At 69.9% G+C, this 12949-nt stretch carries 8 protein-coding genes; 3 read left to right on the top strand and 5 right to left on the bottom strand.

Annotation, left to right across the window (positions count from 1 at the left end; all coding sequences use genetic code 11):
• Positions 1-236: 236 nt before the first annotated feature.
• The 3 genes from AC08OJ_RS14240 to AC08OJ_RS14230 all read left to right on the top strand — a co-directional run bounded on the left by AC08OJ_RS14240 (position 237) and on the right by AC08OJ_RS14230 (position 5123).
• On the top strand, positions 237-1277 hold the full coding sequence (locus AC08OJ_RS14240; protein ID WP_462203886.1) for an Acg family FMN-binding oxidoreductase: 1041 nt from the start codon (positions 237-239) through the stop codon (positions 1275-1277).
• Between the two features lie 566 nt (positions 1278-1843).
• On the top strand, positions 1844-3043 hold the full coding sequence (locus tag AC08OJ_RS14235; protein WP_476595965.1) for a serine/threonine-protein kinase: 1200 nt from the start codon (positions 1844-1846) through the stop codon (positions 3041-3043).
• Positions 3044-4235: 1192 nt separating this feature from the next.
• Positions 4236-5123 (top strand): hypothetical protein, encoded by an 888-nt coding sequence (locus AC08OJ_RS14230; protein WP_476595964.1) that lies wholly within the window; start codon positions 4236-4238, stop codon positions 5121-5123.
• A gap of 111 nt (positions 5124-5234) precedes the next feature.
• Here the strand turns inward: AC08OJ_RS14230 and AC08OJ_RS14225 are convergent, their stop codons facing one another.
• The 5 genes from AC08OJ_RS14225 to AC08OJ_RS14205 form a co-directional block, all read right to left on the bottom strand.
• Complete coding sequence (locus AC08OJ_RS14225) at positions 5235-7790, bottom strand: FHA domain-containing protein (protein ID WP_476595963.1); 2556 nt, start codon at positions 7788-7790, stop codon at positions 5235-5237.
• Positions 7791-8620: 830 nt separating this feature from the next.
• The gene (locus AC08OJ_RS14220) at positions 8621-9808 is read right to left on the bottom strand and encodes an LmeA family phospholipid-binding protein (RefSeq protein ID WP_476595962.1); all 1188 of its coding nucleotides are present in this window, start codon (positions 9806-9808) and stop codon (positions 8621-8623) included.
• A 272-nt stretch (positions 9809-10080) separates the two neighbouring features.
• On the bottom strand, positions 10081-10887 hold the full coding sequence (locus AC08OJ_RS14215) for an SDR family NAD(P)-dependent oxidoreductase (protein WP_476595961.1): 807 nt from the start codon (positions 10885-10887) through the stop codon (positions 10081-10083).
• A 65-nt stretch (positions 10888-10952) separates the two neighbouring features.
• Positions 10953-11108, bottom strand: a complete 156-nt coding sequence (locus tag AC08OJ_RS14210) for a hypothetical protein (protein ID WP_462186483.1) — start codon at positions 11106-11108, stop codon at positions 10953-10955.
• A 51-nt stretch (positions 11109-11159) separates the two neighbouring features.
• The gene (locus AC08OJ_RS14205) at positions 11160-12797 is read right to left on the bottom strand and encodes an FAD-binding oxidoreductase (RefSeq protein ID WP_476595960.1); all 1638 of its coding nucleotides are present in this window, start codon (positions 12795-12797) and stop codon (positions 11160-11162) included.
• Positions 12798-12949: the final 152 nt, after the last annotated feature.

Here is a 12949-nt window from a genome sequence, read left to right as displayed (position 1 = left end):
CGCTCCGCCCATGCGCTCCGCCCTGCCCGTGCCGTCCCGGCGGTACCCACCCACCACGTCCGCGGCGGTGCCTCGGGCCCGCCACCCGACGCCCCGACGCCCCGACGCCCCGCCACCCGACGCCCGACTCCCGCCTGCCGGCCGTTGGTCCGCCCCGACTGTTCCCCTCGGCACATGCCCTCTACCCGGTCGGGAGGGCAGGCTGGGGGTAGACACTTAAGAGAAGGGAGGCTGAGATGTCCACCAAAGCAGCACGGTCCGTACTGGTTCCCCTGACTCCCGACCTGGCTCGGGAGGTGGTCGCCGCATCCGCCGCGGCGCCGTCCATCCATAACACGCAGCCGTGGCGCTGGCGCCTCGAGGCAGGCCGGCTCACCCTTCTCGCCGACAGCACCCGCCAGCTCAAGGTCGCCGATCCCGAGGGCCGGCAGATGCTGTTGAGCTGCGGAGCGGCGCTGTTCAACGCCCGGCTGGCGCTGCGGACCCGCGGCGAGGTCCCCGTGGTGGAGCCGCTACCCGACGGCGTCGACGACTTCCGCCCCGCCCCGCTCGCCACCATCTCGGTGATCGGCCATCAGCCTGCCGAGGACGACGAGCGGGCGTTGGCCGATGCCATCCCGCGGCGGCACACCGATCGCCGGCCGTTCGACGACCAGCCGTTGCCTGCCGAGGTAATCAGCCGCCTGCGTGCCGCGGCCGAGGCGGAGGGCTGCTGGCTCACCGCGCCGATCGACCCGGAGCTGCGCGTCCAGGTCAGCGTCCTGCTGTCCCGGGCGGACTGGATCGAGGCGCACAACGTGGCCTACCGGGAGGAACTGGCCTCGTGGAGTCGAACGGGATCCACGTCGGCCGATGGCATCCCGCGCAGCGCAGTCGTCCACACCGACGCCCCGCGCCAGTCCGAGTTCCCGATGCGGGACCTCGACGTGGTCGGCGAGGCGGGGACCGTGCTGGACGAGACGGGTGTGGAACGGCCCGGCATCCTGATCATCGGCACCGATGCGGACACGACCGCCGATCGGCTGCGCGCTGGGCAGGCGATGCAGCGTGTGCTGCTCACCGCCACCTTGCTCGGTCTCGCCTCGTCGCCGATGTCGCAGGCGATCGACGTCGAGGGCATGCGGGAGCAGTTCCGCGGCACCACCAGCGGTCTCGGGCACGTCCAGATGATCCTGCGGGCCGGCTATCCCGAGCCGGGTGCACAACCGCTCGGCCCCACTCCCCGCCGGGACGTCGACGAGGTCCTGGAGGTCGTCGGGTCGGATGATCGGGCGTAGCACCGTTCGGCCGTTCGCGTTCGGCCGTGCAGCGTTCCTTCCTGACACATTCGGCGAAAGCCGCACAGATACGGGGTTGTGTGGGCCGCCAGCCGCTTTGATCGGGGACCAGACCGGGTCGCCGGTGGACCGACCGGCAATCGGAGGTGTCGCGAGGTCCGCGACGGCTCGGTCGTGACTCGGGGGGTTCCCGGGGACGCGGCGCGGCGTTCCCGGGAGACTCCCCCGCCCGGGCCTTGGTCGGCCCCGGTCGACCCCGGCCGTACCCGGTCAGAGACCCCGACCGCCCCTGGTCGCCCCCCGGCCGACCAGGAGGCAGGACGTGACCGGATGACAGAAGCCACGCGGGCGCCGAATGCCTGTCGCTGCATTGACATCGAGGTGGCGGGGGCTATCGGGGCCCCGACAGCCCGGTGCCCGGTCACTCTCGCCTAAGATTTTGCCAGCGGTTGACCGTAATGGTTGATCGGGACATTCCGTGATGGATCAAGAGTCGGTGCGCGTCCACCGGCGAGCCCGCGACCTGCGCGGCGTTCCCGCGCGAGGCCGCGGTCGGCACGCGGCGGGTGGGGGTACAGGTCGATGATGTCATCGGATGCGGGTGTGGCCGGCACGATCCGCCCCCCCTTGGCCCGGACGACCCCCACGAGCTCGGCTCGTACACGCTGCTGGGCAAACTCGGCCAGGGTGGAATGGGCATGGTCTATCTGGGCCGCTCCGGGAAGGGCCGGCTCGTCGCCATCAAGGTGATCCGGAATGAGGCTGTCGGGAACCCCGAGTTCCGAGCCCGGTTCCGGCTGGAGGCCGAGACCGCCCGGCGAGTCGCCCGGGTCTGCACCGCTGAGGTGCTCGACGCCGATCCGGACGCCGAGTGGCCCTACCTGGTCACCGAGTTCATCGAGGGCGAGACCCTCGCCCGGTACGTCCAGCGCAACGGCCCGCTCGCCGATGCCAACCTCGAACAACTCGCGGTCGGCGTGGCCGCGGCGCTCACCGCCATCCACAGCGCCGGGATCGTGCACCGCGACCTCAAGCCCGCGAACGTCATCCTCTCACCGTTCGGCCCCCGGGTGATCGACTTCGGTATCGCCCGGGCGGTGGACGCCGGCAGTAACCTCACCGGCGATCTCCAGCAGCTCGGGACGCCGGCGTTCATGTCCCCGGAGCAGATCGAGAGCCGGCCGATCACCTCGGCGGTCGACATCTGGGCGTGGGGTGGCCTCGTCGCCTTCGCCGCCACCGGGCACTACCCCTTCGGTGAGGCCTCGGCGCAGGTGCTGCTCTACCGCGCCCTACACGAGGAACCGCGGCTCGACGACGTCGACCCGGCGCTGCGCCCGATCGTCTGGCACGCGATGCGCAAGGACCCGAGCGCCTGCTCGGCGACCCGTCGGGCACCGGCCCGGACGCTGCCGCCGCCGTCAACCCGCAGGACGTCACGAACATCCTGCAGGGCTGGAAGCTGCCAGTGCCCGGCCCGGGCGCACCGGTCACGGGCGCACCGGGCCCCACGGGGCCGGCTTCCCCGCAACGGCAGTGGCCCCCGTCAGCAGCGGTTACACCGTCGACCAGGACGCCCCGACCCGGCTACCCGCCGGTGCCGGCGGTCACGGGAGTCCCGGCGGTCCCGGGGGCGGTGGAGCCGATGCTCCCGGCCGGCAGGGCGGCGCGGGCGGGAACAGGAACCGCACCCCGCTGCTCGTCGGTGGGGGTGTCGTAGTCGTCGGCGCGATCCTCGCGGGAGTACTCGCCCTCAGCTCGGGTGATGACGGCGGCTCCGGGACCGACGCAGCCAATCCGGCCACCATCTCCGGGACTCCGGCCACGTCGCCCCAACCAGCCCCATCGGCCCAATCAGCGGCCTTCACGCTGCCCAGGGCGGCCCAGCCGCTTGGCAAGGACACCCTCGTCTACGCGTCCAACCGCAACGGCAACTACGATCTGTTCACCGGGCAGGTCACGGACAACGGGCTGCTCGCGAACGACAAGCCGATCGTCACCGGTCCGGACCAGGAGATGCTGCCCGCGATCAGCGACGATCGCAAGACGATCGTCTACTTCAAGAAGGGCAGCCCGAATACGCTGCAGGCGATTGCCGCCGACGGCTCCGGGAAACCGGTACAGCTGTTCACCTCGGGCCCGGCCGCCGGGCTGGCGATCGCGGACGACGCCCGGCCCTCGCTCTCCCCCGACGGCGGCTTCCTGGTCGTCCGTTCCACCAGGGATCAGACCGGAACGCCGAACCCCGGCCTGTATGTGGTGAAACTGGACGGCTCGAGCGTGCGGCGGCTCAACGCGAAGCCGCAGGCGACCGACCCCGCCTGGTCGCCGGACGGCGAGCGGATCGCCTACTGGTCGAACAACACCGGTGGCGACCGCGGCTTCATCGTGGTGATCCCGGCCCAACCGGATGCCCAGGCGACCCCGATCACGCAGGACCAGGGTAACGGGGACTCGGACCCGGTCTGGTCCCCGGACAGCAGGAAGATCGCTTTCACCCGGGCGAAGAACGGCGATCTGGAGATCTTCGAGATGAACTCGGACGGCACCGACGCCCGGCAGCTCACCCGGGTGCACGGGGACGACCAGGACCCGGCCTACGCGCCGGACGGTCGCATCGCCTTCAGCGGGCAGCGCAATCCCACGGACCCTGGTGACCGGCAACTCTACGTTCTGAATCCGAACAATCCGAACAATAGTGACCGCAAGCTCACCACTACCGGCGGGTTCAACGGCCACGCCCGTTGGAACGCCGGCTGAGCTCCTTGCCTATCCAGAGGGATAAATCGGGCGCAAAAGCCTCTGGATAGACAAGGAAGCCGGCGAGAGGGGCCGGTTATGCACAGATCGCGAACGAGCCCGGCAGGATGCTCGAACCGTGATCGACACTGGGGACGTGACCCAGTCCTATGAGAGTCCTATGAGAAGGTCGTCGCACTCGCCCGCAAGCAGGACGACATGATCACCCGTCGGCATGCCCGGCAGCTCGGGATGTCGGACCAAGCGATCAGCGTTCGTAGACGCAGGCACGGCTGGACCTCCCCGGTGCGGGGCACGTTGCTCGTGCCGCCCATTCGGGACGAAATCCGGGCCCGTGCCCGAGCGGCGCTGTCGATCGTCGGAGGGACGATCTGCGGACGTACCGCGGCCCGACTGCACGGCCTTCCCGCCCTCTCCCGCTGGCGGCCCGACGAACCCGTCGATGTCGCGCTGCCCGGTGAGGGAGGACTTCGTCAGCGTCGCGGTTGTCACCGGCATTGGATGACGGTCCGCGGTGGCGAGACCATCGACCTCGACGGCATCCGTACCACCACGGTTGCCCGAACGTTGGAAGATCTGGCCCTACTGTGCGACCGCGAGCTGTTCATCTGTGTCCTCGACGCTTTTGTTCACCAACGCCGTCTATCCCGGAACGAGCTGTTCGATCTTCGCACACGCGTGCAGGAACGCCGCAATGGTGATCGTGCGGACGGATGGTGGTCAAAGATCGACGGGCGGGCAGAGTCACCGCTGGAGACGCGTGTGCGGCTCCTTCTCGATGACGCCGGGCTGGCGCCGGACGAGCTTCAATGGATAGTCCACGATCCCCGGCACGGCCGGCCGGTGGCACGGCTCGATCTCGCCTGGCCGTCGCTGCGGGTCGCGATCGAAGCGGACGGCGTCGGGCCGCACGGTGAGCCGGAGGCTCTTCATCGCGATCGGGCACGTCAGAACGACCTCGTCCGTCTCGACTGGGATGTTCTGCGCTTCACCTGGCACGATGTCACGACGGAAGCGGCGAGAACGACGGAAGTCGTCCGGATGGCACTTCTCCGAGCCCGTGCAGGTGGCCCTGCCGAAGCGTGAATCCCGCCGGCCGACCCGGGACCCGGGGACCCGGGACGCCCGAGGCTCCCGGCTTCCTTGCCTATCCAGAGGCTTTTGTGTCCGATTTATCCCTCTGGATAGGCAAGGGGCCTAGCGGGGTGGGCCGCTGACCGGTGCGGCGGTGGCGCGTTTGACGGTCTTCGGGTCCATCCGGCGGATCAGGAAGGAAGTAATGATCACAAGGAGGACGCCGACGACGAGACCGGCGACAATGTCGGTGAGGTACGCCGAGGCGCTGTGGTCGAAGAAGGGGTCATCGACGACCTTCGGGTTCACCGGCTTCTGGTTGTCTGGCCGTAGCACGCCGGCCAGGGTGATGCGGTTCAGGTCACCGACCGAGGCCATCGACGCGAAGCCCCAGCGGGCCGGCGCGATGTAGCTGATCTGCTCCAGACCGGGCGTGCCCTTCACCGGCACGATGCCACCGCTGAAGATGAGCTGGGCCATGGTGATCAGTACCAGGAGCGGCATGGTCTTGTCCGCGTTGTCGACCATCGCCGAGATCACCAGCCCGAGCATGGCCGACGCAAGCGAGACCACAATCACGGCGATGAGCAGTTCGAGCAGGGCGTTCCCGAGCACGACACCCTTGTCCGGCGTTCGCCCGGCAAGACCGATCAACGTGAACGGGATCGCCTGGGCAACAGTGATCATAACAAGAACGAGGATCTTCGAACCGACATACGCGGTCCGAGACAGACCGATGGCTCTCTCTCTTCGGTAGATCGCCCGTTCCTTGACGATCTCTCTGACCGAGTTCGCCATTCCCATGAAACAGGCACAGAGAACCATGATCAAAAGAACTGTCGGGGCATCCGAGTTCGGCGAGAACTGTTTGGCCTGTTCGGCCGTGAGATCAAAGTTCCCGCCGATGGCCCTGGGTATCAGCCCGAGCAGGAACGGGAAGGCGATAATGAGCCGCAGGTATGACTTGTCGGATGCGATGACGGCCATTGTTCGTCGGCTCAGCGTCACAAGCTGCGAGATCACCGACTGCTGCCGCAGCGAGGGCAGCTCCTCGGGAGCCGGCCGGGCCGACGGAGCAGTGATCGAGGCGGGCACGTAGTACCGCGAGTTGCGGAACTTGGCGGCCGACTCGGCCCCGGGCATCGCCTCCAGGGTGAGGAAGACGTCCGGGTAGTCCCGCTTGCCGAAGAAGGGCAGCGCGTCCTGCGGCGGACCGAAGTAGGCCACGTAGCCGCCGGGTGCGAGGACGAGGATGTAGTCGCACAGGTCGAGCTGGGCGACGCTGTGGGTGACCACGACGATCGTCCGGCCGTCGTCCGCGAGCTTGCGCAGCGACTCCATGACGTTCTTGTCCATGCCCGGGTCGAGGCCGGAGGTCGGCTCGTCGAGGTAGAGCAGGGTCGGCCGGGTCAGCAGCTCCAGGGCCACCGAGGTCCGCTTGCGCTGGCCGCCGGACAGCCGGGAGACCTGGGTGCTGGCGTGCTGGGTGAGGCCCAGCTCGGCGAGCACCTCGTCGACCCGGGTGCGCCGCTCCGCCTTCGTGACGTCCGGCGGGAAGCGCAGCTCGGCGCCGAACTCGAGTGCCTTGCGGACGGTGAGCGAGGTATGCAGCAGGTCCTCCTGCGGCACGTAGCCGATCCGGCGCCGCAGTTCGTCATACTCTGAGTAGAGGTCCCGGCCGGCGTAGCGCACGGTGCCCTTGTCCGCGGGGCGGAAGCCGGTGAGCGCGTTGAGCAGCGTCGACTTACCCGCCCCGGACGGCCCGACGACGCCCAGCAGCGCCCGGCCGGGCAGCTTGAACGTCATGTCGTGCATGAGCTGCTTCTGACCGGCCCAGACGTTCAGGGCGTCGGCCTCGAAGCTGACGTCACCGGAGTCGATGTACTCGACGAGCTGGTCGCCCTCGAGCTGGAAGACGTGGTGACCGACGGCGATGACGTCGCCCTGGCCGACGGACGCCCGGTTGATCCGACGACCGTTGACGAACACGCCGTTGGCGGAGTCGAGGTCGGCGATCTGCAGGCCGGACCGGCCGATGTAGAGCTCGGCGTGCCGGCGGGAGGCAAGCAGGTCGGTGATGACGATGTCATTGTCACGGGCACGGCCGATCGACATCGTGCCCGGGCGCAGCCGATAGGTGGTTCGCCGCTCGTGCTCCTGCTCGAGGCTGGTGACGCCACTCACCCGTTCGTCCCGACCCTGGTCGTCGTAGTCGTGCCCGCGCTGGGACGGATCGGTCGGCCCCTGATGCGAGGTCCCGCGCCCACCCCTCGAGGAGCCCGTGGGTCGTGGCGGAGAGTAACCGGCAACATTGGGCAGCATCGTCTGCATGTCGTAGCCGGGGTCGTACTCCGGCTCGTCCAGCGGCCTGCGGCCTTCCGGCACCTGGGGATGGATGACAACCTCGGGCCCGGTCGGAGCGCCGAGACGAAGCCGCACCTCACCGTGCACCGGGACGGTCTCGGGCATGCGCTGCCCGTCGATCCAGGTGCCGTTGGAACTGATGTCCCGAACGACCCACCCGTTGCCGGTCTGCTCAAGGAGGAGATGGCGACGGGAGACCCGGCTGTCCGCTATGACGTAGTCGGCGGTCCGGGCACGGCCGATGATGAACTGCGCCTCGGCCGGCACGGTAGCCGCACCGGCCTCGGTGACGACTCTCAGGAAGGTCGTCTGCACGTGTTTCCCCCTTCGCGACGGGACGCTGGCCGGGATGTCCCGCCGAACTCCACCTTGTCACTACGTTGTGCGGTGTCACTACGCTGTGCGGTTTTACCAGGTACTGCGGTGTCATCATGGCGCGCCGGGTCACCACCTCGCGCGGCCACTCGAGCCGCCGGATCACGTCGGATGCCCGATCGTAGCGTCGAGGGATGACCTTGATCCACCCCGGGTGACGATTTACCACCAGCTGAACGGCGATCGTTGCCGTCGCGTCGACTTCCGGGCATCTCTCGGGTTCCTGCCGCCTCATGATCGGTCGATTTACCGGTTACCCTGCACGAAACCTTCCGGGCCACGTCACCCTGAGTGGTCAGATCGTCTCGATGACCGTGCCCCGGAAGCTCGGTGACCGTGCCCCGGAAGCGACGACGATGACGCATGTTCCCGTCCGGCACCCTATGAGGATGATGGTCGACGGTCCCCGACAGTGGCATCTGTCGCCGATCCGACCAGCGGCTGCAGGCCTCGGCGGCACCCGGGACGCACGCCACGGAAGTGGACGATCAGCCAACGGACGGCCACCGGAAATCGGCTGATGAAACGCCGGGAGGTGCCGCGCGTCGAACGATCGTCGACAGGTTGACGTACTCCGCGGGAAGGTCGACGTACTCCGGGAAGGACGTACTCCGGGGAGAGAGGGGCCATGGGCGGCCTCGACCGGATCCGATCCGGGCCCTGACCGCGGGGAGGGCGGTCGGTACGGCTCGACCACCGCGCGCGAGGCATTCCGGGTCGGCGCAACTGTGGCGGAAATCATGTCAGGGCTCAGGACCGCCACTCAGGGCTCAGGACGCCGGGAGCACCACGTCCTCGGCAGTCGCGGTGAGTGAGAGACCGGTCGCGTTCGTGGATGCCTCGACGATGCGGAGATGGAATGGCAGACCGGAGATCGGGATCGGGATGGACGGCAGAAGTTCTCCGGGGACACTGAATCCGAGGTTCACAGTTCCGGTGAGCTTCACCTCACTCGGCACCAGGGTGAGCATGTTGTTCCGGACCTCGAACGTCGTGATCCCACCGACCTGCTGGGTACCCAGCACCGGCACGTTGACGGTGCCAGTCACCTCGATCTCCTTTCCCCCGTCGACCGGCTTCACCTGCACCTGCTGCCCGGCGAGGTAGGCGTTGAGGTCGTTGTAGGTCATATCCACAGTGGCCCGCACGTGATCGACGGGCACCTGCCCGACATTGTTGGTGATGGCATCACCGAGCGGTACGTGTACACCCTTCAGATTGGCCTTCACCGACGAGATCTTCGGGCCCGGCGTCGGGATGCCCTCGATCTCTACTCCGATGTTGGTGAACTTCCCGAACAGGACCTGGGTAAGGAACGGGAATCCGCCGATGCTCACGCTCTTGACCGTCGGGATGGGATCACCCGGCTTGATGTTCTCGGCCACGCCGGCCTCGACCTGCTGGCGCATCTGATCCTTGGCTATCACCACGCTGACCCGGTCGCCCACGACGAACAGGACGATCAGGGCGACCAGCGCGATGAGCAGTTTCCGGCGCCGGCGACGCGGCTTGGCGGGCACGGCGGGCGTGCCGCCGCTTGGCGCCACGGCGAATCCCTCCGGGCCTCTACCGCCCCCGCCGGCGGCGCCGGGCAGCCGATCATGGGGTCCGCCGCCCTCGCGGGCGGTGATGTTCCCCATCCCCGTGGTCCCGGGCGCCGCACCCAGGACCGCGGTGCCGTCGTAGCCACCCTGAGCGCCGGAGCCGGCCGGCGGCTCATAACCAGCCGGCGGGTCACCCCTCCGGGTCGGCGCGGCCGGCCGCGCCGGCCGGAACGAGTCCGCGGGCGGCGGTGGTCCCATCGGCCGGAAGGACTCCGCAGGCGGCGGTGGTCCCACCGGGACGCCCGGACGGGCCGGCCTGTTCTGGTTCGCGGGCCGCGTCCCATCACCGTCCGGAGGCATCACATGGGTGCTGTCCGCAGGCTGCTGCCCATCACCGTCACGTCCGTCGTTCACCGGTCCATCTCCTGCCATGCCGCGCCGGAGCACGCCGTCGCCCTGTCGATGTCCGCCTGGCGGTTGTCCTGTGCCTGGCCCTGCCGGATCGTCGCATGCTCCGTGCCTTCCGCACGGCCGCGGGTCCGATCATCCATGCGACATCGGTGTCGGATCCCCGACTTGACCGACCAGACCGGGCAAACCAGATACCATCGGCCACCGCCCGGAGCATGATCCGCCAGCCATCACCGGCCGTCACCCATGTCACCAGCGTCACCGCCGCTACCAGCTCACACCTCCAGCGGGAGCTGCGCCACCGGAGTGTCCCGTCTAGCCGGCGCGAGCCGGAAAACGTCGCCACGCGGGGCGGCGAACGCCTGCCAGAAGTGGTCCGCGACCACCCCCGGACGTAGCGGGCCCGCAGCGTCCACCCTGCCGTCGAGAACCACCGTGCGCAGCCGGACACCCCGCGCGGCCAGCATCGGCCGTACCGCATCGGCGAGGGCGGCGAGGCCTGCCTTGCCGATCGCCAGCGCGAACCGGCCGGCCACCGGCTCGGTGCGCGATCCGGCCGTGGTCAACAGGATGGTCGCGGCCGGCCGGTCCACGAGGAGGTCTGCCGCCACCTGCACCGCGGTGAGCGCGCCCGTGACGTTCACCGCAAGAGTCTGGTTCATCGTCTCGGCCTTCACCGTGAGGGCGCCGCCGCGGATGCTGAGCTTGGCGTTGTAGACAAGCACCGTCAGCCCCCCGACGTCGGCCGCCACCCGCTGGATGGCCGTGGTGAGGGCCGGCTGGTCGGTGACGTCGGCGACGGCGCCGTGCACCGCCAGGCCGTCCTCGGCGAGCTCGTCCCTCACCCGGGTCAGCGTGTCGGCGGACCGGGAGACGACTCCCAGGGCGAACCCCTCCCGGCCAAACCGGCGCAACAGGTCGGAACCGAAGCTCGCCCCCGGTCCCACGACGACGAGGCCGCGGGTCGCCGGGGCGAACTCCGGGTCCCCGGCACGGTCCCCGGCATGGTCACGATCACGGTCGACGCCACCGCCCGGCCCGCCGGGGTAACCCGGAGCCGGCTCGCACGGTCCGGTGCTCATGGCCTCATCCTGACGGAGACGCTGTCCGGACATCCCGGGGATCGACGGAACGCCCGGCCCGGTCTTCAGGGGTGGGCCCGCTGCTCCCGGGCGGCCTCGACGGCCGCCCGGGCCCGCAGCGGCGCGCAACGGTGGTAGGCCCAGCCCAGGGCCGCACCGACGATGACCACCGGGATCAGCAGGAAGAACAGGACAACCACACAGGCGGCAATGGTCTCCACACCCTTGGCCTATCCAGGCTCCCGGGTCGACCCGATGCGCCCGGTAGTGCCTCAGGCGACGAGAACCCCGGGGTTGAGGATGCCGGCCGGGTCCAGTGTCCGTTTGACCGCCCGGAGCACCTCGATACCAAGATCGCCGATCTCGGCGCCGAGCCAGGGCCGGTGCTCCGTCCCGACCGCGTGGTGGTGGGTGATCGTGCCGCCCGTGGCGACGACCGCGTCCGTGGCCGCGGCCTTGGCCGCCCGCCAGCTCCCGATCGGGTCGTCGCCCTCGCCGCAGACGACGGTGAAGTAGAGCGAAGCCCCCGTGGCGTACAGATGAGAAATGTGGCACATGACGACCGGTGCCAGGCCGGCGGCGGCCAGCGTCATGGTGAGCGCATCTCGGACGGCCGCGTACAGCCCGGGCAGCGCCGTCCAGAATCCCGCCGTTTCCAGGGTCTCGGCGAAGATGCCCTGGTCCAGCAGCGCGTCGCGCAGGTAGGGCGCCCGGAACCGACCCTGCTCCCAGTCCTGGCCGGCCGCCGCGCCGAGCCGTTTGGCGCCCCCGGCGAGCAGGACGGCAGCGACCGCCGCGGAACGCTGTTCCACCGCGCGATCGTCGCCTTCGTAGCCGGTCACCAGGTAGCAGCCGACGGCGCCGCCCCCGCGCTCGCCGCCCGACCGGGTCGGCCGCGCGAGCCCCGCGACGGTCTCCGTCTCGTCGGACAACCGGCATACCGTCGGCCGCAGGTCGCGGGCGGCGAGTGAGCGCAGCAGCCGGGTGCCGGTCGCGAAGTCGGGCACCGACCAGGCCTCGTAGCCGCGCCGGGCCGGCAGCGGCCGGACCCGGACCACGACCTGGGTGATCACCCCGAAGGCGCCCTCGGAGCCGAGTAGCAGCTCCCGCAGGTCCGGTCCGGCGGCCGACGCCGGGGCGCGGCCGAGCTCCCAGCCGCCCACCGGCGTGGCCACCCGCAGGCCGACGACCAGGTCGTCGAACCGGCCGTAGCCCCCGGATGCCTGACCGCTGGACCTGGTCGCCGCGTAGCCACCGATAGTGGCGTACTCCCAGGACTGGGGGACGTGCCCGAGCGTGAGACCGTGCTCGGCCAGCAACGCCTCGGCCCGGGGGCCCCGCAGCCCGGCGCCGAGCTCCGCGGTGCCGGAGTCGGGATCCACCCGGCCGAGCCGGTCCAGCCGGGCGAGGTCGAGGGCGACGGCGGCACGGTCGCCACGCTCGGGCGGCGCAAGGCCGCCGACGACCGAGGTACCGCCCCCGAACGGCACGACCACGAGGTGCTCTCTGGTCGCGACCCGCAGCACGCCGAGCACCTCGTCATGATCGGCGGGCCGGACGACCGCGTCGGGCGCGGCGGAGGCATCCCCCGCCCGCAGGTGCAACAGGTCGGTCGTCGAGCGGCCCCGGCAGTACCGGATGCGCGTGACATCGTCCACCCGGACCTCGTCGTCCCCGACGACCTCCGCGAGCGCGGCCCGGGCCGGATCCGGCAGCCGCGACGCGGGCAGGCGTACCTCGGCGAGCGGGACGGGCGGGCGAGGACGGGCGGGAATGCCGAGCCGAGCCAGCAGAAGGCGGGTAGAATCGGGCAGTGGGTCATGCGCCTCGGCGGGGCCCCAGCCCCACCAGACGGATTCGGCCGGGACGATCTCACGGGCTTTCTCGTGGGCCTCGTCGGTGCTCGTCATCGGCGTGCGTACCGCCTGTCCGATCCGGTGGTGCCTCGGTAGAATCTCTTGCGAGACAGTGTGACAGCCAACGTCACCTTATCACAAGGTCTCATCCTACGATGGCACATCCCGCGCGGCGGCGCCGCTCCCCGCGCCCGTGGCGACGGGCG

It is taken from the genome of Frankia sp. CgKIO3, from assembly GCF_977946435.1.
This window is presented reverse-complemented; position numbering and strand designations above follow the sequence as displayed.